The organism is Pseudomonas sp. S2_H01 (genome assembly GCF_054668305.1).
Genome location: NZ_CP162756.1, coordinates 3,912,666 through 3,933,790 on the forward strand (window position 1 = coordinate 3,912,666; position 21,125 = coordinate 3,933,790).

A 21,125-nucleotide genomic window follows, 5' to 3' on the forward strand; every position below is an offset into this window, starting at 1 on the left:
CGCCTCGCCAAACACGGGTTAAAACACCGAAATCCTTGAGCTAGACACCCCGCACGACTGCATCATCGGGAGTGATGTTTGATATTCCCAAGCTTGGTTTTTCATGTGCCGGCCAACCGAATAGATTGGCTCCAACGAAACGAATCACCGACTTACCGAATACCTAACTTACTTAATAGTTCTGCGGAGATCTTAATCATGAAAAAATCAATCGCCTTCGGTTTCGCACTGTCCATCCTGGCTGCCGGTTCTGCTTTCGCCAGTCCAGAGAAAACAACTCAGCGCGCGCTCGTCGATGCTTCCAGCGCGACTGTTCTGGACAGCAAAGTCGCCAGTAAAGATGCAGTTAAACCATTCGACAGCAAATCGTCCAGCACTGTCATCGTGGCTGAGAACCGCAAAGAGTTCGGTTCGAGTTATCAGCGTTACGAGTAATGTGCCAGCTCAGTCTTAACTGAGCGCACACTAAAAGCCCGGCAAATGCCGGGCTTTTTGCTGTCTGGGAAAAACGTCCGGAAGGCTGTTACCCATAATAATAGCGCGTGCCGACAGTGCCGATATTCCGACCCGTGTATCGAAACACTGTAGGAGCGAATTTATTCGCGAGACGTAGCCCCGACCCCCGAGAAATGCTGCTCGATGCGCCTGCTGTAAACCGTATTGTGCAATCCCGAATCTGTTTCGCTGTGGCTTGAACGTCCCGAAATCATTGAGCTAGAGCAGCGGGTGCCTGATATCAGCGACGCTGATGTTGAATATTTCAACGGGTGGTTTTTCATTGCCGCCGCCAACCATTAACTTAGCTCCAACGAAACGAATTACCCAACTTACCAACAGTTCTGCGGAGATCTAAATCATGAAAAAGTCCATTGCCTTCGGTTTCGCACTTTCCATTCTGGCTGCAGGTTCGGCGTTTGCCAGTCCTGAAAAAACGTATCAGCGCGCTATCGTCGATGCTTCCAGCGCCACTGTTCTGGACAGCAAAGTCGCCAGTAAAGATGCGATTAAACCTTTCGATAGCAAGTCTTCCAGCACCGTGATCGTTGCGCAAAATCGCAAAGAGTTCGGTTCGAGCTATCAGCGTTACGAATAACGTGCCAAGTTCGGTCTGACCTGAACGCACAGCAAAAGCCCGGCAGATGCCGGGCTTTTTGTTTGCCTGCAATAACGGTCAGGCGACACTGTCTTTCGACGACCTCGCCAACCCTACCCGCATGTCCGTCCCGCTCGGTTGTTGATACAGGCTCAGGCCAAACTCCGGCAACACTGCCAGCAGGTAATCGAAGATATCTCCCTGAATCCGTTCGTAGTCGGCCCAACTGGTGGTGCGGGTGAAGCAGTAGATTTCCAGCGGAACACCCTGCGCGGTCGCTTCCATCTGACGCACCATGCACGTCATGTCGGGATGAATGTCCGGATGACTCTTCAGGTACGCCAGCGCGTAGGCGCGAAAGGTGCCGATGTTGGTGATTCGACGACGGTTGGCGGAGAGCTCGGCGACATTGCCCTGCGCTTCGTTCCAGGCCTTGAGCTCTGCTTTCTTGCGGCCCAGATAATCGGTGAGCAGTCGCACCTGCGTCAGTTTCTGCTCTTCGGCCTCGGCGATAAACCGCACGCCGCTGGCATCGATGAACAGGGCGCGCTTGATCCGGCGCCCGCCTGACGCCTGCATCCCGCGCCAGTTCTTGAACGACTCGGACATCAGGCGCCATGTGGGAATGGAGACTATCGTCTTGTCGAAATTCTGCACCTTGACCGTGTGCAGCGTGATGTCCACCACATCACCGTCGGCGCCGACCTGAGGCATTTCGATCCAGTCGCCCACCCGCAGCATGTCGTTGCTGGTCAACTGCACGCTGGCAACGAACGACAGCAGCGTGTCCTTGTACACCAACAGGATCACCGCGGACATTGCACCCAGGCCCGACAGTAACAAGAGCGGCGAACGGTCAATCAGGGTGGCGACGATGATGATCGCGGCGAACACGTACAGAATCATCTTCGCCAGCTGGACGTAACCCTTGATCGAGCGGGTTCGGGCGTGCTCGGTGCGGGCGTAGATGTCGAGCAGGGCGTTGAGCAGTGCGCCGACGGTGAGCATCATGAACAGGATGGTGAACGCCAGCGCGACATTCCCCAGCACATGGCTGGCGGTCGGGTTCAGCTCGGGCACCAGGTTCAGCCCGAACTGGATCACCAGCGAAGGGGTGACTTGGGCGAGACGGTGAAACACTTTGTTGTGCAAAAAATCGTTGAGCCAGAACAGCGCCGGCTGACGACCTAGCGCCTTCATGGCGGACAGAACGATGAACCGCACCAGACGCCCGAGGGCGAATGCGGCGACCAGCAAGATCAGCAAACCCAGGGTCGTGCGCAGCATCGGCTGGTGTTCGAGCAGGGCCCAGAGTTCTTGGGCACGCAGCCAGAGTGAGTGAGTGTCCATGGGCACATGATCTCCTGATGAAAAAGGGGGGCGCGATTAGAGCATTGTTGCGCCAGTGAAAGCTGCACAGGGTAAATCCCGTAACAAAATAGGCCCTTTGAGGTAAAGAGACTCGGCGAACACGGCTTAAACCGGTAACCTATGCGACTGTTTTTTTGTATTCCGCCGAGGTAACACCCGTGTTCTCCCAATTCGCCCTGCACGAACGCCTGCTCAAAGCCGTGGCCGAACTCAATTTCGTCGAGCCTACGCCTGTGCAAACAGCGGCCATTCCGCTGGCGCTGGAAGGACGCGATCTGCGGGTGACGGCACAGACCGGCAGTGGCAAGACTGCCGCTTTCGTATTACCGATGCTCAATCGCCTAATGGGCCCGGCCAAGGTTCGCGTCGACATTCGCGCGGTGATCCTGCTGCCGACCCGTGAGCTGGCGCAACAGACCCTCAAGGAAGTCGAGCGGTTTTCCCAGTTCACCTTCATCAAGGCCGGTCTGATCACCGGTGGCGAAGACTTCAAGGTTCAGGCCGCCATGCTGCGCAAGGTGCCTGACATCCTGATCGGCACGCCCGGCCGTTTGCTGGAGCAACTGAACGCCGGCAACCTGGACCTCAAGCAGGTTGAACTGCTGGTGCTCGATGAAGCCGACCGCATGCTGGACATGGGGTTCGCCGAAGACGTCGAGCGTCTGGCCGGCGAGTGCGCCAATCGTCAGCAGACCATGCTGTTCTCCGCCACCACCGGTGGTTCGGGCCTGCGCGAAATGATCGCCAAGGTGCTGAAAGATCCACAGCATCTGCAGGTCAATAGCGTCAGCGAGCTGGCTGCCGGTACGCGCCAGCAGATCATCACCGCTGACCATAACGTTCACAAAGAACAAGTGTTGAACTGGCTGCTGGCCAACGAGACCTACCAGAAAGCCATTATCTTCACCAACACTCGCGCCATGGCCGACCGCATCTATGGCCGTCTGGTTGCGCTGGAGTACAAGGCGTTCGTCCTGCACGGCGACAAGGACCAGAAGGACCGCAAGCTGGCGATCGATCGCTTGAAGCAGGGCGGCGTGAAGATCCTGGTGGCCACTGATGTCGCGGCCCGTGGCCTGGACGTTGATGGTCTGGACATGGTCATCAACTTCGACATGCCGCGCACCGGCGACGATTACGTTCACCGCATCGGTCGTACCGGCCGTGCGGGCGGCGAAGGTCTGGCGATCTCCCTGATCACCCACGGTGACTGGAACCTGATGTCCAGCATCGAGCGCTACCTCAAGCAGAAGTTCGAGCGCCGTACCATCAAGGAAGTCAAAGGCACTTACACCGGGCCGAAGAAGGTCAAGGCATCCGGCAAAGCCGTAGGTGTGAAGAAGAAAAAGGCCGACGGCAAAGGTGACAAGAAGGGCGACAAGAAGAAAACCGCCGCCAAGGGCCCGACCAAACGCAAGACGGTGAACCGTCCGAAGGCCGATCCGTTGGTGAGCCAGGATGGTCTCGCACCGCTGAAGAAGCGCGTCATCCGTCCGCCGGTCTCGGAATAAAAACGTGTAGGAGCGCGCTTGCCCGCGATTGCATTCTGTCAGTGGGCAACGATTAATCAGGCCTGCCGCAAGCGCGCTCCTACATCAGTCAGTTTGATCTAGCCTTCTGCCTTCCTCGCCGCTTCATCCATCTCCTTTAATCGCTGATCGATCAGCTGGCATTTGTCCGGCAGGTCCTTGCTGGCGGTTTCCAGTTGCATGTCCTTGATCTCCTGATTCAACTCCTTCGCCTTCGCGGGGTTCTGTTGGGTCAGTTTCTGCACCTCTTGCGCCAGCTGTTCCCGTTTGGCCTGCGCCTCCTCAGGCGTGCAAGCCCAGACCGGTAACGCCGCCAGCAGCGTCACGGCTGCGGTGATGCTTGTCAGGGTTTTCATGATTGCCTCTGTAGCCATTGCGGGCTTATTGAAATGGAGGGCGTGTGCGAGGCAAAAGTTCATCATTCGACCGCTGGGCCCGTGGGCTGAACGGGCGGCGTTGCGGCCGGTCACACCTCAAGAGCGTGAAGCCCGAAGACCGGACGTCACGGGTCACCCCTTTCCTTCCTGGAGGTTGGACTATGTCTGCTGAATCCGACAACACACGCTATGACTGGGACTTGATCGAGCGCCTGTTGCATGAAGTCCAGAACAGCGCCGATAAGCCTTTCGTTCCTCGCAAATACGCCGAAGAACATGCCGCTGCGAAAGCGGCCGAGGGCGAGAGCACGGGCAATCTGGACACCCTGAAAATGGAGGCCGCGGACCTTGAAGCGTTGTTGTTCAAGCGCGGGTTCATTGAGTCGAGGCCGCAAGAGGAGGGCGGCAATGGCGAAAACTTCGTGCTGACCCCTCGTGGCTCAAGCTTGCTGGCGATGATCGACAGCAGCATCCCCGGCAATGACCACCCACGGCAGGTGCTGGATGAACAAGCCGATGCGCTGGATCCGGATACGTTTGATGAGGTGTCGTCCAAAGCGCAAGTGGCTTGATCGAGGCTGGTCCTGACGAATGCGTCAGGTCAGCACCTCAAACGGTGAATGACACGCCGCCTTCGCTGCCCTCGTAACCTCGGACGTCTCCTACGCGGAACAGGTTGATGCACGCAATTGTGTCCAGACCTCAGTCTTGTAGGGAGGCGTCCCGCTTTACGCTTTCTTAAGCCCCTTCAAGCAGCTTAAGTTGGTGAAGTCCTTTCGAACGTCTGCGATCTTTTCCAGCAGCTTTTGGCGCTGTTCCGGCGAGCTCTGTGCCACCAGGTCGGTAATCAGTGAAATCGCCGCCTGTTCGGTATGGTCATACGCCTGACGATACTCCGGGGTCCAGAAGGTCTGGCGATCCTGCAACAGCTTCGCAATCTTCTGATCGAAACCCGGTTGATGTCGCTGTTTGACGGCGTCCACCAGCAACGACTGCCAGTGCGCGCGGTTATCGATCCACAAGCGATTCTGTTCGCCCAGTGAGGTCGACCATTGCATCACCCGGTCTTTCTGGGCCGGACTCAGTTTGCCAATCCACGGGCTCAGGCGTTTTTCCATGCGTTGGGCGCGATCGCTGACTTGCCGATCCAGTGGTTGGTCGACGAAATCGGCCTCATGTTTGCGCATGTCTTTGGCGAACGCAGCTTCCATCTCCGCCACTTGCTGGTCATCCAGCTGGCGCAGCAATTCGACGGCGGACGGGGTGATTTCCTGGGAAATGGTGGCGATGGCCTGTCGTGCTTCGGCCGTGCGCGCCTTGAGCTGGGCCTCGTTGACTTTATTGGTTTCAACCATGCCCTGCAGACGATCGAGCCACGTCAGGTAATCGGGAATCTGCGTGCTGCAGTGCCAGCTGAGGTGCTCTTTGAGGCGTTCGTTGAGCCAGTCCTTCTGGGTGGCGTCCAGGTCCAGGTAGTCGTTGAGCGACCACGGAATGATCAGATCCAGATGCCGGTACGTGAGGCCTATCTGGCTGCAGCCGGTGATCAACAGCAATCCAAGCCACAGTGAGGTGCAGGTCCTTAACACGTTGCGCATGACAGCTCCTTGCCGGTTTGTCTCCCAGTTATAGAGCCAGCGATGTCATGCCAGTTCAGCCCATCAGAAAAACGAGCGCACGACCTTCAGCGTCACCGCGCTTTCGCACTGGCTGTTGTGCCCGCTGTAGGCACTGCAATCGGCGCCCGTGAGGCTGGAGCCGCTGTACATCAGGTTCATGTCCATACCGAGCCAGGGGCGCGAGATGTTAAAGGACCAATCGTTGTAGGCGCTGATAGCGCCACCGCCGTCGATGAAGGTCGGCGAGTCGAGTTGGTGGTTGCCGTATTGCATGCGTACGTCCAGCCCCAGGTACGGCAGGCCGCCCAGGTCCAGGAACAGGGTGCTGTCCTGGCGCCCTGCGTCAGTACTCACCGCAGTGCCGATGCGGCTGTCGAAAATGCGGAAGCCTGCGTACAGCTCGTGACTGTCGATCTGATCGGTGTTGGGGTAGCTGTAGCGGATGACGCCAAGCTCATAGCCCAAGGTCTTGTCGAAGGGCTTTTTGAAGCCCATGTAGGAGTCGACCTCAAGGTTGGTGTCCGGCGAAAGACCAGCACTGGGCGACCACTGACCGAAGTAGAAACCGCTGTCGTGGGTCAGGTCCAGCCCGCCATGGAAGGCAGAGTCACCATTGCCCGGCGTCACCAGACCCTGAGCCATCGAGCGGCTCGGCGTCGTGCCGAGTTTGAGGCTGAAGTCGCCCAGTTCGCGCTCTATCACTTGAGCATGGGCAGGCTGGTGCACCGCCACGGCGCAGGCAAACACGGCGCCGGTATAACGCGAAAAACAGCGAGCATAAGGCATGCGTCACTCCTTTCAGTTTCAGAGGAGTGGATCCAAGGTGTCATATCGTCAGGCGGAGGCCGGATAAGAACCGCGAGCTAGAGCCCCGCAAGCATACCGGCGAATGCGGTGATGAATCGACCGCTGGTCGATTCATCACAGAAAATGTGAACCTTGCGATCACTTGTTGCGCGCGACCAGCTTGTTGACCACGATCAGCGCCTGCGCAAACGAGGGATAGCCGCTCTTGGCGACGTCCAGTTCGTCGTACTGCGATCGGTAGATCAGTGCTTTTTCCTGATCCCGCGTAGCGGTCCGCTCTGCGAGCAGGGCGATGGCCAACGGATACTTGCGATCTGCCGATTCCTTCAGCATGTCGTTGACCTGATGTTCATCGGCGCCGAGCCGAATCAGCAGCACCGCCTGATAAAACTCGGCCTCTCCGGTGGCGTCTTGCTTCGCTGCGCGTTTGAGCAGGGCACTGGCCAGCTCGTAGTTCTCTTCACGCCGCTCATTGATCAGCAGTTTGGCCTGAAGCATGTCGTTCTGATAAAGCAGATAGTCCGCCCGGCAAGGGCTGCCTGGCGCCGAGGTGTCACACCCGTGTGTTGCACAACCGCCCAGGCCAAGACAAAGCAAGGCGCCGAAGAACATCCATTTTTTCATATCGGTTTCCGCAAAGACGTCCAGTGATCAGGGCATCGTCCTGTCTGATCTGTCGACACGCCAGCACGAGACTGGGATGAGGGTCTATCAGCAGACAGTAAAGCAGAGCTTTGATGGAGCGAAGGAGCGATGGACCTGGCGCTTTGTGATCAAAGCGCCTGGATGTCGACCGCGCAGGCGGGGAAAGATTTACTTTTTACCGAGGGAGATCTGTTTCGACGGGCCGAAGGTCTGGCCGCTGACGCCTTTGGCGATCTGTTGAATCTCGCCACCGGATTTCAGGAAAGCCGCAATTTGTGCGTTGATCGAATCGCTGGTCTCAACGGCAGGAGCTGGCTTGGCTTTCGAGTTGGATGCTTTTACACGCATGGCTGCTATTGACCTATATAAAATTAATACGGCCGGCCATCTTATCGGAATGTGAGGAGAATTGCTTGGTAAATATCCGTGCGGACCATAGACCGATTTATCCTGAAGACGCAAATCATTTCGCAAAAATCCCGGCTAAATGCCTGTTTTAATTGCCAACGGCTGCGTCCTCGATGGCCGAAATTGCGTGAAAATATCTTTGTATATCCGTCGTATCACCTGACGAATGGCCCTTCGTACAGCTGTCCTGCAGGTTGAGCGTTCACCAAAGCCTTGATTTTCAAGGCATCCAGACAGTGCTCGAAAACGGCGTGCGCGCGAGCGGCAACCCGACGGCAAACTCGGGTAGAATGCCGCCCACGCAATGAGGGTATCTGGACATGGCTTTAGTCGGGCGTTACAACAGTTTGCAAGTGGTGAAACACACGAACTTCGGTTTATATCTGGACGGGGCGCAGGACGGCGAAATATTGCTGCCCAATCGTTATATCCCCAAAGATATTCCCAGCGAAGATGAAGACTGGCTCAACGTCTTTATTTATCTGGACAGCGACGACAAGTTAATTGCCACCACTGAAAAACCGAAAGTTCAGGTGGGCGAGTTCGCCAGTCTTAAAGTGGTCGAAGTCAACAGCATCGGCATCTTCCTCGACTGGGGTTTGCCCAAGGACCTGCTGCTGCCTTACTCCGAAGAAAAGCGTCCGCTGAAAGCCGGTGATTACTGCGTGGTGCATGTCTACCTCGACAAGCACACCCGCCGCATCACCGCGACCACGCGCCTGGACCGCTATCTGGACAAGGTGCCGGCCAACTACACGGTCGGTCAGGAAGTGGACTTGTTGGTGGCGGAAGAAACCGCGATGGGCTTCAAGGCCATCATCAACAACAAGCATTGGGGCCTGATCCACAAGAACGAAGTGTTCAAGTTCCTGCGTTCGGGCAAACAGGAAAAGGGCTTCATCAAGGAAGTGCGCAGCGACGGCAACATCAGCCTGAGCCTGCAGCCGGTGGGCGAACAACTGTCCAGCAGCCTTAACGCCAAGATCCTCGGCAAGTTGCGTGAGAACAACGGCGTGTTGCCGGTGAGCGACAAGAGCGACCCGGCCGTGATCAGCAACCTGTTCGGCGTCAGCAAGGGCAACTTCAAGAAGGCCATTGGCGCGTTGTACAAGCAGGGGCAGATTGTGATTCATGCCGACCGTATCGAGTTGGTGTGACGGACCTGATTTGACCTGAGCCAGCGTTATCGCCGAGTAAAAAGTGCAACGCTTTTTGCAGCTATCGGCGATGACGCAGGGTCACAGCCTTGAGCGTGCCTTCCGGTACGCGACCATGCGGACTTCGGGGCTTTTTTCATGAAACGATTTCTCAGCGCTTATCTGCCAACGCTTCTTGCGTTTCTGGTGCTCGACGGTCTTTGGTTGGGCGTGCTGATGGGGCCGACCTACCGCGAGTGGCTCGGACCTCTGATGCTGGCGCGACCGGTGATCTTCCCAGCGGTGCTGTTTTACCTGATCTATATCGTCGGCATCGTGCTGATCGGCGTATTGCCGGGCGTCGGCCGTGCAAGCCTGCGGTATGCGGCAGGCTACAGCGCGCTGTTGGGGCTGATGGCTTACGGCACCTACGACCTCACCAACTGGGCGACCTTGCAGGGCTGGCCTTCGCAACTCGCACTGGTGGACTGGGCGTGGGGGACGTTTGCATCGGGTGTGGCGGGGGCGGTGGGGTATTGGGTGAGCCGCAAGCTCGGTTGATCAGCCCCGTGTAGGAGCGCGCTTGCCCGCGATTACGTCGTGTCATCCGGCGAATCGGATGCAGCCCCTCTTGTTCGCGGGCAAGCGCGCTCCTACAGACTTTGCGGAGGGCTATTGCTGCACAAACGCCGCAAAGCTCAGGTTCGCGCCGTTCGGGCGCATGTCCTTGAGGTACGAATCCTTGTCTGCCGACAGCTCCAGGCTGACGGTCGATTTGCGTTTGCCCTCATTGCGAATGACCACGCCGTCTTTCTGCTCGCGCAGGAACTTGGTGGTCACTTTCAAGTGGATCAATTCGTCGGTGCTAGGCGTGTGCAGCAACAGGTGCAGCCACTCGTACTGGCCCACCGCGAGACGGCTCACGGGCAGGTCGAACCACCAGATATTGCGCTTGGGGTCCAGAACGGCGAAGTGGGTGTTATTGGTGCCCAGTACGGCGCCACCCAGTTGCTCATTGCGGCGCGCAATGGCTTGCTGCTTGTCGATTTTCATAGCGTTCCTGTGGATCAAAATCTGTTGAACCCGTGCGTGCATGATAGGCACCGTCCGGCTCGGCCGCGCATTCTCCGAGGTTGTCGGGCAAACATAAAGCCAAAACTGTCGGTGCGAGGCAGCCGTGCGATGAAAAGCGCCGTTACACCTGCCCCCTCACCGCTCGAAAAATATTTGAAACTCTCGGGAACAGCCGCCAGTCAATCTTTACGTCGAGGTTATGACACCGATTATTACCCTGGAGAATTCTTATGAGCAGCACTGGCGATAAAATCAAAGGCATGGCCAACGAAGCAGCGGGCAACGTCAAGCAAGGTGTCGGCAAAATGACTGACAACGACAAACTGCGTGCCGAAGGCAAGGCACAAGAGCTCAAAGGCGAAGCGCAGCAAGCGGTCGGCAAGACCAAAGATGCCGTCAAAAAAGGCGTCGACAAGGCCTGATGGCCTGGGCGCTTGAGGTGTAAGGCACCTCTGGCGAACACAGCGTGACCTCTAGCGGCCATCCAGTGATGGCCGTTATTGTGTCCGGCCAAAAATGGTTGGAGACGTGTCGGCCATGGCAAAAGTGCTTAACTCAATGTAAAAAGCCGGCCCGGTGTGGCGGGCATACGGAATTTCAAAGCGTTTGCCCGCTCGTATAGGTAAATGTGCTTCAGATACGTCTACGTCGCGAAAGGAGACGCCATGATATTCCCGGATTTGCGCCAGCTACGTTTCAGAACGGTGCTGGTCAGAACGGTCAAAGAGTTTCTCGACGACGAGATGTCGACGTACGCCTCGGCGTTGGCCTATCAGACGTTGTTCTCGCTGTTTCCTTTTTTGCTGTTCCTGATCGCCCTGATCGGCTTCCTTCACCTGCCTGACTTCTTCAGCTGGCTGCGTTTGCAGTCCGAACTGGTGCTGCCGCCGCAGGCGCTGGACCAGGTCAACCCGGTCATCGATCAGCTCCAGCAATCCAAGGGCGGCTTGCTGTCGATTGGTATCGTCATCGCGCTCTGGAGTGCGTCGGCCGGTGTGCGCCTGATGATGAGCGCGATGAATGCCGCCTATGACGTGGTCGAAGAGCGCCCCGTGTGGAAGCGTCTTCCCTTGTCCGTGCTGTACACGATCGCCTTTGCTGGCATGCTGCTGGCGGCCGCAGCGCTCATGGTCCTGGGCCCTCAAGTCATGGGCTGGCTGGCGGCGCAGATCGGCATGGAAGATTTCATCGTGACCCTGTGGACCATCCTGCGCTGGCCGGTGATCATCCTGCTGCTGATGGTTTCGGTGGCGATGATGTATTACGTCATGCCCGATGTTGAGCAGGAATTTCGCTTCATCACACCCGGCTCGGTGCTGGCCGTCGTGGTCTGGATCGTCGCCTCGCTGGCGTTCGCCTGGTACGTGAAAACCTTCGCCAACTACGACGCGATGTACGGCAGCATCGGTGCGATCATCGTGCTGCTGCTGTATTTCTACATTTCCGCATCGGTGCTGCTGTTGGGCGCGGAGATGAATGCGGTGATCGAGCATATGTCCCAAGAGGGCAAGGACAAGGGCGAGAAGGTCGCTGGTGACGGCGGTGTCGACGCCGAGCCGGGCACCGAGGTGCCAGCGGGTCAGAAAAAGCATGTGTCAGGGTTGGGGCGCGATCACAGTCGGGACTACATCGACCACCACAGTGATCACGGCGATCAGAGTCATGACCACGATTACGACCCGCATCTGCATCCACTCAAGACCGACAAAACCTGATCGATACTGTGGCAGGATGCGCGTCTGTACGGCGCATCCGTCCCTTCAAAAGGTCCTTCCATGATTCGTGAAATTCTCAAGATGGGTGACGAACGCCTGCTGCGCGTCGCGCCGCCTGTGCCGAAGTCGATGTTCGGTTCCGATGAGCTGAAAACCCTGATCGACGACATGTTCGAAACCATGCGCAGTGTCGGCGGCGTCGGGTTGGCCGCGCCACAGATCGGCGTTGACCTGCAGCTGGTGATTTTCGGATTCGAGCGCAGTGAGCGTTACCCGGAAGCGGAAGCCGTGCCGCAGACCATTCTCCTCAACCCGCTGATCACGCCGCTTGAACCGACGCTCGAAGAGGGCTGGGAAGGTTGTCTGTCGGTGCCAGGCCTTCGTGGCGTGGTGGAGCGTTACGAGCACATCCGCTACGAAGGGTTCGACCCGGACGGCAAGGCCATTCAACGCATCGCCCGGGGGTTTCATGCGCGCGTGGTTCAGCACGAATGCGATCATTTGATCGGCCGTCTGTACCCGTCACGCATTACCGACTTCAGCCGCTTTGGTTTCACCGAAGTGCTGTTCCCCGACATGGACCCGAATGCGGACGATTGAAGAGGGCGCGAGCGTTTGAGTTGCGGGACTCGTTCTGCCGCCGGCAGCCAAGGCCGCACACGCGCTACGCCTGACATTGCCCCAATCAGCACCGTTATTTCGCGGGCTTGATAAACCGCAATGTCATCCGGTCCGACTCGCCGATTGCCAGGTACTTCGCTTTATCCTGTTCGCCGTTGACCAATGCCGGTGGCAAGGTCCAGACGCCGTCGGGGTAATCCTTGGTGTCTTTCGGGTTGGCGTTGACCTCGCTTTCACCCACCAGCGCGAAGCCTGCTGCCTGGGCCAGTTTCACCACGTAGTCGGTGGGCAGGTAGCCGTTCTTTTCGTTGTCCTTGGCGGTCGTGCCCGGCTTGGCCCGATGATCGACCACACCCAGCGTGCCGCCCGGCTTCAGCACGTCGTAGAACGCCTTGAAGGTCGCGGCCTCGTTGCCGGCATCCACCCAGTTGTGCGCGTTGCGAAAGGTCAGCACCGCGTCCGCGGATCCCGGCTTGCCGAACACGGGCGCCTTGGGCGCATACGCCACGACGTCGACCTTGCCGTAATGGGTGGGGTCAGCCGCGTATTTCTGCTTGAGGTTGTCGGCAGTTTTTTTCGCGTAATCGCTGACGGAAGGGTCAACGATTGCGGCGACGTAATGGCCGTTGTCCTTGAGCAAGGGCGCCAGCAGTTCGCTGTACCAGCCATTGCCGGGGGTAATTTCGATGACGGTCTGGTCGTCGCGCAGGCCAAAGAAGTGCAGGGTCTGTTCCGGGTGACGGTACTGATCGCGGGCAGCATTCTGCGGCACGCGCCAATCGCCTTTGAGCACCGTGGCGAACTGTTCGTGACTGATGTTGGAGGGGGAAGTGGGGGTGGCGGCCACGGCCAGTGTCGAGCCGAACGCCGCAACCAGCGAGAGCGCCAAATGCATCGGTTTCATGTGCATCCCGTTCAATGGCAAAAGGTGATGGGCGAGGCTAGCACGCGGGATTCAGCGGTGGATCACACATTTGGTTCGGTCGAGTGCGCAAACGGATCTAAGCCGGGTCAGCGTTGATGGACCAACGCGATCAAGGTTTTGGTCTGCCGATAGCGCATCAGGCGACCGGTCAGTTCGGCCGGCAGGTGTTCTGTCGCGACAAACCCGAGGCGCTGATAAAACCCGCTGAGTTCAGGGTCACAGAATAACCAGACCGGACCTTCCACCTCGCCGAGCGCTGCATTGATCATGCGCCCGGCGACGCCCGCTCTGCGCCGGGACGGCGCCACGAACGCGCCTGTCAACCAGTGTCCATCGGCGATGGGCGTCAGGTTCAGCGCGCCCACGATCTCGTCGTCCTTCGCGACCCACAGCGTTGCCTCGCCCTTGCCGCGCATGGACGAGCGATGCGCGCGGTAGAACTTGTCCACCAGCGGGCGTTGAAGATCGGGGACGGGGTAATACTGCATGACGGACAGGGTTCAGGCTGGGCATTCGGGCTTACGTTCTACCGTCATAACCAATCGATCTACAAGATTTTCCTGCGCTGTTGCACAGAGGGTTATCAGCCAGTACGCAGGAACCCGCAATGCCTCACTACCTCGATGACGCCCAACGTGAAGACATCATCCGTCTGCGCACGCAGTTCACCGGCCGTACGGAATGGCCGACGTGGACATTGCTGATCGGGGTCTACATCGCCTGGCCCACCCTGTTATTGCTGAGCCCACGGCTCGGTACCTGGCCCACCACGACGCTGATGATTCCGTTGACGGTGCTGTGGATGTCGCTGCAGCACGAACTGCTTCATGGTCATCCCACTCGCCACCTGTGGCTGAACAAGCTGCTGGGCTACGCACCGTTCGCGGTCTGGTACCCGTACACGCTGTACCGCGACACGCACCTGCAGCATCACCGGGATGAAGATCTGACCCTGCCGGGACTCGACCCGGAAAGCCGCTACCTCAGCCAGTTGAAATGGCAGGCAACCGGGCCTGTGATGCGCGTGCTGCGCTGGCTCGACAAAACACCGCCGGGGCGTCTGGTATTCGGCGTGCCGCTGGCGCTTGGCAGCCTGATCAGCGGAGAGTCCCGGCGGCTTCTGAGGGGCGAACGCCAAGCCTGGTGGATGTGGTCCACCCACGGGTTTTGCCTGGTCCTGATGTTTGCCTTCATCGCGCGCTACAGCGTTTTTTCTAGCCTGCATTACCTGCTGCTGATCACCGTGCCCGCGCTGGCGATCTCGATGGTGCGTTCGTACTACGAGCATCGCCCCAGCGAGCATCCGGAGCAGCGCACGGTGATCAACGAGGCGTCGTGGCCGTGGCGGTGGTTGTTTCTCAATCTGAATTTGCACCTGGTGCACCACGATCTGCCGGGGTTGGCCTGGTACCACATCCCGGCCGTTTATCGCGCACGGCGTGAGCAATGGCTGGCACGCAGCGGTGGTTTTCTGGTGCCTGGGTATGCTGAACTGTTTCGGCGCTACAGCTTTTGTCCCATCGACAGTCCTCAACATCCTCATGCCTAGCACCGGTGCTCGAACATGTCTCAGGGTTTCGCCGAATTACGGATGTACGTCGCGCCGCCACGGGTGCAGACCGCCCAGGAGGCGTGGCTGACGCGGGTCCTTGAGTTGCTGTCGGCAGAGCGTCTGGAGGCGCAAGGGCTGGACCTCAAGCAGCTGTGGCTGTCACCGTCATTGCTGATCACGCAAACCTGCGGTTACCCGTTGATGACCGCGTTGCGCGGCCGGGTGCAGGTGGTCGGTCGCCCGGTCTATCGCTTGCCCAACAGCGCTGGGGGCAACCATTGCAGCTTGCTCGTGGCGCGATCCGACGACCCTCGACAGCAGCTTGAAGACTTTCGTGGCAGTCACGGCCTGCTCAATTCCCGCGATTCAAACTCCGGCATGAACCTGTTCCGCCACGCTTTGGCGCCTCTGCAACCGGACGGACGCTTCTTCGCGCACGTGTCATTGACCGGCGGACACCGCAACAGCCTCGCCGAGATCAAGGCGGGAGGGGGCGATCTGGCGGCCATCGACAGCGTAACGTTCGATTATTTGGCCAGAGAGGCGAGTGAAGAAGTGGCGGGCATCAAGGTCATCGGCCGTACCGCACAGGGTCCGTGTCTGCCCTACATCACCCGCCTCGGGGGCGATGCAGAGGCGATTCGGCATGCAATGAACCAGGCCCTGAAAGACCTGCCAGATGTCGCCCGAGTCTTGGCGATTGATGAGGTGATACCCGCAACCGAGGCGGATTACGAAGTGCTGCTGCAGTACGAGCGTGAGGCTGGGATATTCGATTTCGAGCTATAGGAGTCTCTTTTAAATATTTTTAATGCATAAAAACCCTTGTTAGCATGGCGCCACCGGACTGCCGGACAGAACCATCATCCATGCCAAGGGAAGCCCTCATGTCCGGTGCCGACGTCTCCCATCGCCAAACCCTCAGCGAGCTCTTTGAGCTTCATTACGCCTGGCTGTGCGACCGCCTGCGGCGTCATCTGGATTCGCGTGAATGCGTTGAAGACATCGCGTCCGAAACCTTCCTTCAACTGCTGGCTTCACCCAACGTGGTCCCTATTCGGCAGCCTCGCGCCTTGCTCACCACCATCGCCAAGCGGCTGATTTACCAGCGCTGGCGCCGGCGGGATCTGGAGCGACATTACCTCGATGCGCTGTTGTGGGAAGAGTGCGATGACGCGCCGTCGCCAGAAAGCCTGACCGCTGTCCTGCAACTCCTTGATCGTCTGGACCGCCGACTCAATCGCCTGCCCGCCAAGGTCAGAACGACCTTCGTGCTCTCCCGTGGCAGCGGCATGACCTACCCTGAGATTTCGCAGTGCCTGGGCATTTCAGCGCGCTCGGTCAGCGACTACATCGATAAAGCTGAAACCTGTTGCCTGCGCGCTTGTCTGGAATGAAGCGTGTGCTGTGCTAAACACAACTGAGCCTTTTCTATTCTTGAGCCACGAGAGACCACAATGACCTCGATCAAACACCTGCTCGGCGCTTCGCTGCTGGCATTGTCCGCGTTGTCCGGTGCAGCCCACAGTGCGGAAAAAACGGCGCCGATTCTCTTTGGCGACATCACGTGGGAAAGCGGCAGCCTGATCACCGAAATCCTGCGCACCATCGTCGAGAAGGGTTATGGCTATCCGACCGACAAACTGCCCGGCAGCACCGTGAGCCTTGAGGCCGCGCTGGCCAAGAACGACATTCAGGTGATCGGAGAAGAGTGGGCCGGACGCAGCCCGGCGTGGGTCAAGGCCGAGGCCGAAGGCAAGGTCTATGGCCTCGGGGATATCGTCAAAGGCGCGACCGAGGGCTGGTGGGTGCCGGAGTTCGTGATCAAGGGCGACCCGGAGAAAGGCATCAAACCGTTGGCGCCGGACCTGAAGTCGGTGTCCGACCTGCCTAAATACAAAGACGTGTTCAAGGACCCTGAGTCGCCGAACAAAGGGCGCTTCCTCAACAGCCCGAGCGGCTGGACCTCGGAAATCGTCAACACGCAGAAACTCAAGGCCTACAAGCTCAACGACAGTTACGTGAACTTCCGCACAGGCTCGGGCGCGGCACTGGATGCCGAGATCGCTTCGTCCATCCGCCGGGGCAAGCCGGTGTTGTTCTACTACTGGTCGCCGACGCCGCTTCTGGGTCGCTTCAAGCTGATCAAGCTGCAAGAGCCGCCGTTTAACGAAGCCGCCTGGAAAACCCTGGCCGACGCCAGCAACCCCAACCCGATCGGCTCCAGCTCACTGGCTGCGCATCTGGCAATCGGCGTGTCGGAACCGTTTCACAAGCAGTACCCGGAGCTGGTGAGTTTTTTCCAGAAGGTGGATCTGCCGATCGACCAATTGAACAAAACGCTGGGTGAAATGAGCGAGAAGCGTCTGGAGCCCTCTGCCGTGGCGAAAAGCTTTTTGAAAGATCACCCGGAAATCTGGACCGCGTGGGTCCCGGCCGATGTGGCGAAGAAGGTGACGGCGGGGCTGTAACCGGTTTTCAGGCCACCCCACACGCTGCGAGGTGGGGTGTGAGGTTACGCAGGTAGCGAAAGCGCTGTGTCAGGCATAAAGCATTCGCCACCGTCGTAACCTCCGGCAGCTCCCACAGGGTATGTGCGACGCCATACGTGTAAGAGACGTCCGAGGTTACGAGGGCAGCGAATGAGGTGTGTCGGTCAGCGACGATGTACCTGTCCCACCGCATTCGCCACCGTCGTAACCTCCGGCAGCTCCTACAGGTTCAGTGTGAGGGCAGGATCACCGCGAACCTTTAAACTGGCGACTCGCCTCGGCCTGCGCCATGCTCATGGCTGGTCATTCGATCAACCGTGAGACCCGCCATCATGAACACGCCTATCCCCTCCGTTAACACCGAACGCCTGATCCTTCGCGAGCTCACACCTGACGACACTCCAGCTCTGGCGCAGATTCTGGGTGATGCCCAGGTCATGCGTCACTCCGTGCGCGGCGTTTTGTCGGAACAGGCGACGCATGAGTTCATCGACTGGTGTCGGCTTTCCTATCGTCAACACGGTTTCGGGCCTTGGGCGGTGGTGGACACGTCGACATCAACCTTGGCCGGATTCTGCGGTCTGAATGCAGAGCGCGTGGACGACGCCGATGAAATCGAGATCGGCTACCGGCTGGCGTCAGGGTTCTGGGGCAAGGGACTGGGCACCGAAGCGGCACGGGGAGCGCTGGCCCATGGCTTCGACACCGTGGGCATCGATTCGCTGATCGCCATTGTCCAGCCCGCCAATGTCGCGTCGGTCAACGTCATCCAGAAGCTGGGGTTCAGTGGCTACATCCACAGTCAGTACCACCGGCAGGGCGTCAGGATCTACCGCATGAATGCGCAGCAATGGTCGGCGCGGCCTTCCGTGAGAGGTTGATGGCCACGCGTTGTCCGCTTCGCCGAGTGGCAAACCGTTGCTCAACTGCTAGCGTCACCCGCAGTCAATGAGTTGATCACACAGATAAAGTCGCCGGGGAGAGGACATGGGATATCGCAGATCGACTGCGTTGATGATGTTGAATGTGGCAGCAGGGCTACTGCTGAGCCTGCTGCTGGAGGCGCCCGGTTTTGCACTGGCCGCCGAAGCCGCTCCGGTCCCGCCGGTTCCGCCCAGCGCGCTTGCGTTCGTGCAGGATCGGCATTTGGGTGAGAGCCTCGGCTGGCTGGGCTATCAGGTGGCGTCGCGCACCGTGACGTTCACCACGATCGTCGAGACCGTGGGGCGTACCAAGGCCCAGGAAATCGTTCAGGAGGAGCTGCAGTATTTGCAGCCTCAGTACCAACAAGAGTGGGACCGCAACCTGGCGGCGGCCTATGCAGCATCGTTCACGCCCGAAGAACTCACTGCGCTCAACGTCGGCGATCCCCCGCAGGACATCGCGAATAAATTTCGCAGCAAACAACGTGACGTCGGCATGGACATGAAGGGCCGCTCCAGCGAGCTGCTCAAGGTCTATGTGTCCACGGCACTGGACAATGCGCTGAAAAAAGCCAAGCCTTAGCGCCGCACGCCCCGTGGATTCGGGGCTGAATTTTGTGAACCAACGGGAAGGAGAGACGATGGACCCATTCATGCAGGCCGCCATTGAAGAAGCGCAGAAGGGATTGGCCGAGGGCGGGATTCCCATTGGTTCGGTGATCGTGCACGACGGCAAGATCATCGGCCGCGGGCATAACCGCCGGGTTCAGGAAGGCAGTGCGATCAAGCACGGTGAGATGGACGCCTTCGAGAACGCTGGCCGCCAGCCCGCGAAGGTCTACCGCGAAGCCACGCTGTACACCACGCTTTCACCCTGCGCAATGTGCAGCGGCGCCATCCTGCTGTACGGCATTCGCAAGATCATCGTCGGTGAAAACCAGACGTTCATGGGCGAAGAAGACCTGCTGCGCTCACGCGGTGTGCAGGTGGACGTGCTGCACAACGCGAGCTGCATCGGCCTGATGAAGCAGTTCATCGCCGACAAGCCCGAGCTGTGGAATGAGGATATCGGGGAGTAACCCCTGAAATATTGGCTCAGGTTCCGTGGGAGCGAATTCATTCGCGATGCGGTGGTTCAGACGATAGAGGTGTGTCGTGTATACCTGCCTCTCGCGAATGAATTCGCTCCCACAGTGGTTGTGTTTATCGACGCTTAATCAATCCGCAACGTCGAGTTGAACTGGCTGATCGCGTCTACCACATGCCGTGAGCCTTGCTGAATCTCCAGGATCACTTCGCCGGCCTCGTTGGCCAGTTCCACCCCGGTGCCCGTTCGGCTCAGGCTGGATTGCATGCTCGACACCGCACTTTTCGCCAGTTCGTTGTTCTGCCTGACCACGTCGACGATTTCGACCGTGGCCTTGCTGGTTCGCGCTGCCAGGCCTCGCACTTCGTCGGCGACCACCGCGAAACCGCGTCCATGTTCTCCTGCGCGCGCGGCCTCGATGGCGGCGTTGAGGGCCAGCAGGTTGGTTTGGTCGGCAATCCCGCGAATGGTCTGCACGATGGTCGCGATGATTTCCGACTGTTTGTTCACGGCATCAATACTGCGGGCCGCTTCGTTGAGGTCGACGGAAATCTGCTCGATCACTTCCACCGTTTGCTGCACCACGCTGGAGCCTTTCTGTGCGCAGGCGTCGGTGCGCACCGACGTGTCGTGGGCGGTGGTGGCGGCACAGCGCTGCACCGTCACCTGCTCGGTGATGTCACTGGCGAACTTCACCACTTTGTACAAACGGCCTTTGGCATCGAATAAAGGGTTGTAGGTGGCTTCCAGGTAAACCGTCTCGCCCAGTTTGTTCACCCGCTCGAAGCGATGAGAGTGGTATTCGCCGCGGTTGAGCGACGCCCAGAATGCCTTGTAGGACGGCGACTCGACTTCAGCTCGCGTGCAGAACAGGCTGTGGTGCTGGCCGACGACCTCGCTGAGCGAGTAATGCATGGTCTTCAGGAAGTTCTCGTTGGCGGTCATGATCCGGCCGTCCGGGCTGAATTCGATCATTGCCATGGAGCGACTGATCGCATCGATCATGCTCTGGTTTTCATGATCCCTCTGCGAGCGAACGGTGATGTCGGCGGCGACCTTGATCACGCTCTGTACCTTGCCGTCAGTGTCGAAGACCGGCATGTAACTCGCTTCCAGCCAGATCTCGCGCCCTGATTTATCCAGGCGCATGAACGTCCCGCACAGCGGTTCACCCCGGGCCAGATCACGCCACAATTTGCCGTACGCTTCGCTGTCGCAGAACGCTTTTTCGCAAAAGATGCGGTGATGTTTGCCCGCCAGTTCGCCGGGCTGGTAGCCCATGGCGAGGCAGAACTTTTCGTTGGCATCCAGGATGATGCCGTCGGGCGAGAACTCGATCATTGCCATCGAACGGCTGATCGCCGCCAGCTTGGCCTTCGATTGGCACAAAGCAGCGGTGGAGACCTGCAATTCGGCTTCGACGGCTTTGCGGTGTGAATTGAACATCTGCCACCTACCTCACTGATTGCGAAACGCGGTCAAAGTGACCGTCTTCCTTGATGGGCTGTTACAAGAGTCGACTGTTTAAAGGCGAGCTTGAGTCATGGCGGTATGACATCGGTTGGCAGGGTGCAGTGGCGCAAAGTGCTCAAAGCAGCGTGGCAGAGCGGGTACGGGCGTTTCGACAACAGACGGGCCGATCGTCTGATGGTTGTCGAAGCGATAAATGGTTGCGGATGAGCGAAGTGTGCCGGGAAATCCATAAGGGGCGCCTGACTTCCATTGTCGGTGACTAACGCCGCACGCGCGCT

General features: G+C 58.7%; 26 protein-coding genes and 1 pseudogene. 16 read left to right on the forward strand and 11 right to left on the reverse strand.

The features are described from left to right. The first annotated feature begins 198 nt into the window (after window positions 1-198). Window positions 199-435 (forward strand): hypothetical protein, encoded by a 237-nt coding sequence (locus AB4N84_RS17485; protein ID WP_074753080.1) that lies wholly within the window; start codon window positions 199-201, stop codon window positions 433-435. 421 nt (window positions 436-856) lie between these two features. After that, the gene (locus AB4N84_RS17490) at window positions 857-1,093 is read left to right on the forward strand and encodes a hypothetical protein (RefSeq protein ID WP_460042399.1); all 237 of its coding nucleotides are present in this window, start codon (window positions 857-859) and stop codon (window positions 1,091-1,093) included. Between the two features lie 78 nt (window positions 1,094-1,171). Here the strand turns inward: AB4N84_RS17490 and AB4N84_RS17495 are convergent, their stop codons facing one another. After that, window positions 1,172-2,443 (reverse strand): mechanosensitive ion channel family protein, encoded by a 1,272-nt coding sequence (locus AB4N84_RS17495; RefSeq protein WP_460042400.1) that lies wholly within the window; start codon window positions 2,441-2,443, stop codon window positions 1,172-1,174. Window positions 2,444-2,622: 179 nt separating this feature from the next. On the opposite strand from AB4N84_RS17495, the gene AB4N84_RS17500 reads away from it, so the two are divergent. After that, complete coding sequence (locus AB4N84_RS17500; protein ID WP_460042401.1) at window positions 2,623-3,975, forward strand: DEAD/DEAH box helicase; 1,353 nt, start codon at window positions 2,623-2,625, stop codon at window positions 3,973-3,975. Between the two features lie 98 nt (window positions 3,976-4,073). On the opposite strand, the gene AB4N84_RS17505 is transcribed toward AB4N84_RS17500, so the two are convergent. After that, window positions 4,074-4,349: a hypothetical protein gene (locus AB4N84_RS17505; protein WP_460042402.1), complete on the reverse strand. Its 276-nt coding sequence runs from the start codon at window positions 4,347-4,349 to the stop codon at window positions 4,074-4,076. Between the two features lie 182 nt (window positions 4,350-4,531). Between AB4N84_RS17505 and AB4N84_RS17510 the strand changes: the two genes are divergently transcribed. Further along, window positions 4,532-4,942 (forward strand): transcriptional regulator, encoded by a 411-nt coding sequence (locus AB4N84_RS17510; protein ID WP_074753075.1) that lies wholly within the window; start codon window positions 4,532-4,534, stop codon window positions 4,940-4,942. 156 nt (window positions 4,943-5,098) lie between these two features. Here the strand turns inward: AB4N84_RS17510 and AB4N84_RS17515 are convergent, their stop codons facing one another. The 4 genes from AB4N84_RS17515 to AB4N84_RS17530 all read right to left on the reverse strand — a co-directional run bounded on the left by AB4N84_RS17515 (window position 5,099) and on the right by AB4N84_RS17530 (window position 7,789). After that, window positions 5,099-5,968 carry a DUF6279 family lipoprotein gene (locus AB4N84_RS17515; RefSeq protein WP_460042403.1) on the reverse strand — a complete coding sequence of 290 codons (870 nt, stop codon included), beginning with the start codon at window positions 5,966-5,968 and terminating at the stop codon, window positions 5,099-5,101. A 63-nt stretch (window positions 5,969-6,031) separates the two neighbouring features. Then, window positions 6,032-6,775: a TorF family putative porin gene (locus AB4N84_RS17520; RefSeq protein WP_460042404.1), complete on the reverse strand. Its 744-nt coding sequence runs from the start codon at window positions 6,773-6,775 to the stop codon at window positions 6,032-6,034. 159 nt (window positions 6,776-6,934) lie between these two features. Next, complete coding sequence (locus AB4N84_RS17525; RefSeq protein WP_074753072.1) at window positions 6,935-7,420, reverse strand: hypothetical protein; 486 nt, start codon at window positions 7,418-7,420, stop codon at window positions 6,935-6,937. Between the two features lie 189 nt (window positions 7,421-7,609). Beyond that, window positions 7,610-7,789, reverse strand: coding sequence for a hypothetical protein (locus AB4N84_RS17530; protein ID WP_037012170.1), 180 nt, complete (start codon window positions 7,787-7,789; stop codon window positions 7,610-7,612). A 380-nt stretch (window positions 7,790-8,169) separates the two neighbouring features. Here AB4N84_RS17530 and AB4N84_RS17535 point away from each other — a divergent pair, with 380 nt between their 5' ends. Both AB4N84_RS17535 and AB4N84_RS17540 read left to right on the forward strand, forming a co-directional pair. After that, on the forward strand, window positions 8,170-9,006 hold the full coding sequence (locus AB4N84_RS17535) for a CvfB family protein (RefSeq protein WP_074753071.1): 837 nt from the start codon (window positions 8,170-8,172) through the stop codon (window positions 9,004-9,006). 138 nt (window positions 9,007-9,144) lie between these two features. Continuing rightward, window positions 9,145-9,546, forward strand: coding sequence for a DUF2177 family protein (locus AB4N84_RS17540; protein WP_460042405.1), 402 nt, complete (start codon window positions 9,145-9,147; stop codon window positions 9,544-9,546). Between the two features lie 111 nt (window positions 9,547-9,657). On the opposite strand, the gene AB4N84_RS17545 is transcribed toward AB4N84_RS17540, so the two are convergent. Further along, window positions 9,658-10,038 (reverse strand): hypothetical protein, encoded by a 381-nt coding sequence (locus AB4N84_RS17545; protein WP_460042406.1) that lies wholly within the window; start codon window positions 10,036-10,038, stop codon window positions 9,658-9,660. Window positions 10,039-10,289: 251 nt separating this feature from the next. On the opposite strand from AB4N84_RS17545, the gene AB4N84_RS17550 reads away from it, so the two are divergent. The 3 genes from AB4N84_RS17550 to def all read left to right on the forward strand — a co-directional run bounded on the left by AB4N84_RS17550 (window position 10,290) and on the right by def (window position 12,374). After that, complete coding sequence (locus tag AB4N84_RS17550) at window positions 10,290-10,481, forward strand: CsbD family protein (RefSeq protein ID WP_460042407.1); 192 nt, start codon at window positions 10,290-10,292, stop codon at window positions 10,479-10,481. Between the two features lie 243 nt (window positions 10,482-10,724). Beyond that, window positions 10,725-11,774 carry a YihY/virulence factor BrkB family protein gene (locus tag AB4N84_RS17555; RefSeq protein ID WP_083370681.1) on the forward strand — a complete coding sequence of 350 codons (1,050 nt, stop codon included), beginning with the start codon at window positions 10,725-10,727 and terminating at the stop codon, window positions 11,772-11,774. A gap of 60 nt (window positions 11,775-11,834) precedes the next feature. Next, the gene (gene def / locus AB4N84_RS17560; protein WP_074753068.1) at window positions 11,835-12,374 is read left to right on the forward strand and encodes a peptide deformylase; all 540 of its coding nucleotides are present in this window, start codon (window positions 11,835-11,837) and stop codon (window positions 12,372-12,374) included. 94 nt (window positions 12,375-12,468) lie between these two features. Here the strand turns inward: def and AB4N84_RS17565 are convergent, their stop codons facing one another. Both AB4N84_RS17565 and AB4N84_RS17570 read right to left on the reverse strand, forming a co-directional pair. Continuing rightward, the gene (locus tag AB4N84_RS17565) at window positions 12,469-13,299 is read right to left on the reverse strand and encodes a class I SAM-dependent methyltransferase (protein ID WP_460042409.1); all 831 of its coding nucleotides are present in this window, start codon (window positions 13,297-13,299) and stop codon (window positions 12,469-12,471) included. A 107-nt stretch (window positions 13,300-13,406) separates the two neighbouring features. Further along, the gene (locus AB4N84_RS17570) at window positions 13,407-13,817 is read right to left on the reverse strand and encodes a GNAT family N-acetyltransferase (RefSeq protein WP_460047047.1); all 411 of its coding nucleotides are present in this window, start codon (window positions 13,815-13,817) and stop codon (window positions 13,407-13,409) included. 110 nt (window positions 13,818-13,927) lie between these two features. Here AB4N84_RS17570 and AB4N84_RS17575 point away from each other — a divergent pair, with 110 nt between their 5' ends. The 7 genes from AB4N84_RS17575 (at window position 13,928) to AB4N84_RS17605 (ending at window position 19,366) form a co-directional block, all read left to right on the forward strand. After that, window positions 13,928-14,869, forward strand: coding sequence for a fatty acid desaturase (locus AB4N84_RS17575; RefSeq protein WP_460042410.1), 942 nt, complete (start codon window positions 13,928-13,930; stop codon window positions 14,867-14,869). Between the two features lie 15 nt (window positions 14,870-14,884). Continuing rightward, window positions 14,885-15,661 (forward strand): phosphate/phosphite/phosphonate ABC transporter substrate-binding protein, encoded by a 777-nt coding sequence (locus AB4N84_RS17580; protein WP_460042411.1) that lies wholly within the window; start codon window positions 14,885-14,887, stop codon window positions 15,659-15,661. A gap of 98 nt (window positions 15,662-15,759) precedes the next feature. Beyond that, window positions 15,760-16,269, forward strand: coding sequence for a sigma-70 family RNA polymerase sigma factor (locus AB4N84_RS17585; RefSeq protein WP_460042412.1), 510 nt, complete (start codon window positions 15,760-15,762; stop codon window positions 16,267-16,269). 60 nt (window positions 16,270-16,329) lie between these two features. Continuing rightward, window positions 16,330-17,343, forward strand: a complete 1,014-nt coding sequence (locus AB4N84_RS17590; protein ID WP_460042414.1) for an ABC transporter substrate-binding protein — start codon at window positions 16,330-16,332, stop codon at window positions 17,341-17,343. Between the two features lie 353 nt (window positions 17,344-17,696). Then, window positions 17,697-18,245, forward strand: a complete 549-nt coding sequence (locus tag AB4N84_RS17595) for a GNAT family N-acetyltransferase (RefSeq protein ID WP_460042415.1) — start codon at window positions 17,697-17,699, stop codon at window positions 18,243-18,245. Window positions 18,246-18,351: 106 nt separating this feature from the next. Beyond that, window positions 18,352-18,870: a hypothetical protein gene (locus AB4N84_RS17600; protein ID WP_074753061.1), complete on the forward strand. Its 519-nt coding sequence runs from the start codon at window positions 18,352-18,354 to the stop codon at window positions 18,868-18,870. A gap of 58 nt (window positions 18,871-18,928) precedes the next feature. Next, a complete protein-coding gene (locus tag AB4N84_RS17605; RefSeq protein ID WP_460042416.1) occupies window positions 18,929-19,366 on the forward strand; it encodes a nucleoside deaminase in 438 nt (145 codons plus the stop codon). 134 nt (window positions 19,367-19,500) lie between these two features. On the opposite strand, the gene AB4N84_RS17610 is transcribed toward AB4N84_RS17605, so the two are convergent. Then, entirely contained in the window at window positions 19,501-20,073 is a 573-nt protein-coding gene (locus AB4N84_RS17610; protein ID WP_460047048.1) for a methyl-accepting chemotaxis protein, read from the reverse strand. A gap of 15 nt (window positions 20,074-20,088) precedes the next feature. Further along, window positions 20,089-20,820 (reverse strand): annotated as a pseudogene (locus AB4N84_RS17615) (PAS domain-containing protein); the annotation flags it as partial. Between the last annotated feature and the right edge of the window lie 305 nt (window positions 20,821-21,125).

Bases quoted from the DNA above. Each gene is read 5' to 3' on its own strand.
- AB4N84_RS17485 (WP_074753080.1), top strand. From the start codon at position 199: ATGAAAAAATCAATCGCCTTCGGTTTCGCACTGTCCATCCTGGCTGCC.
- AB4N84_RS17490 (WP_460042399.1), top strand. From the start codon at position 857: ATGAAAAAGTCCATTGCCTTCGGTTTCGCACTTTCCATTCTGGCTGCA.
- AB4N84_RS17495 (WP_460042400.1), bottom strand. From the start codon at position 2,443: ATGGACACTCACTCACTCTGGCTGCGTGCCCAAGAACTCTGGGCCCTG.
- AB4N84_RS17505 (WP_460042402.1), bottom strand. From the start codon at position 4,349: ATGAAAACCCTGACAAGCATCACCGCAGCCGTGACGCTGCTGGCGGCG.
- AB4N84_RS17510 (WP_074753075.1), top strand. From the start codon at position 4,532: ATGTCTGCTGAATCCGACAACACACGCTATGACTGGGACTTGATCGAG.
- AB4N84_RS17515 (WP_460042403.1), bottom strand. From the start codon at position 5,968: ATGCGCAACGTGTTAAGGACCTGCACCTCACTGTGGCTTGGATTGCTG.
- AB4N84_RS17520 (WP_460042404.1), bottom strand. From the start codon at position 6,775: ATGCCTTATGCTCGCTGTTTTTCGCGTTATACCGGCGCCGTGTTTGCC.
- AB4N84_RS17525 (WP_074753072.1), bottom strand. From the start codon at position 7,420: ATGAAAAAATGGATGTTCTTCGGCGCCTTGCTTTGTCTTGGCCTGGGC.
- AB4N84_RS17530 (WP_037012170.1), bottom strand. From the start codon at position 7,789: ATGCGTGTAAAAGCATCCAACTCGAAAGCCAAGCCAGCTCCTGCCGTT.
- AB4N84_RS17535 (WP_074753071.1), top strand. From the start codon at position 8,170: ATGGCTTTAGTCGGGCGTTACAACAGTTTGCAAGTGGTGAAACACACG.
- AB4N84_RS17540 (WP_460042405.1), top strand. From the start codon at position 9,145: ATGAAACGATTTCTCAGCGCTTATCTGCCAACGCTTCTTGCGTTTCTG.
- AB4N84_RS17545 (WP_460042406.1), bottom strand. From the start codon at position 10,038: ATGAAAATCGACAAGCAGCAAGCCATTGCGCGCCGCAATGAGCAACTG.
- AB4N84_RS17550 (WP_460042407.1), top strand. From the start codon at position 10,290: ATGAGCAGCACTGGCGATAAAATCAAAGGCATGGCCAACGAAGCAGCG.
- AB4N84_RS17555 (WP_083370681.1), top strand. From the start codon at position 10,725: ATGATATTCCCGGATTTGCGCCAGCTACGTTTCAGAACGGTGCTGGTC.
- def (WP_074753068.1), top strand. From the start codon at position 11,835: ATGATTCGTGAAATTCTCAAGATGGGTGACGAACGCCTGCTGCGCGTC.
- AB4N84_RS17565 (WP_460042409.1), bottom strand. From the start codon at position 13,299: ATGAAACCGATGCATTTGGCGCTCTCGCTGGTTGCGGCGTTCGGCTCG.
- AB4N84_RS17575 (WP_460042410.1), top strand. From the start codon at position 13,928: ATGCCTCACTACCTCGATGACGCCCAACGTGAAGACATCATCCGTCTG.
- AB4N84_RS17580 (WP_460042411.1), top strand. From the start codon at position 14,885: ATGTCTCAGGGTTTCGCCGAATTACGGATGTACGTCGCGCCGCCACGG.
- AB4N84_RS17585 (WP_460042412.1), top strand. From the start codon at position 15,760: ATGTCCGGTGCCGACGTCTCCCATCGCCAAACCCTCAGCGAGCTCTTT.
- AB4N84_RS17590 (WP_460042414.1), top strand. From the start codon at position 16,330: ATGACCTCGATCAAACACCTGCTCGGCGCTTCGCTGCTGGCATTGTCC.
- AB4N84_RS17595 (WP_460042415.1), top strand. From the start codon at position 17,697: ATGAACACGCCTATCCCCTCCGTTAACACCGAACGCCTGATCCTTCGC.
- AB4N84_RS17600 (WP_074753061.1), top strand. From the start codon at position 18,352: ATGGGATATCGCAGATCGACTGCGTTGATGATGTTGAATGTGGCAGCA.
- AB4N84_RS17605 (WP_460042416.1), top strand. From the start codon at position 18,929: ATGGACCCATTCATGCAGGCCGCCATTGAAGAAGCGCAGAAGGGATTG.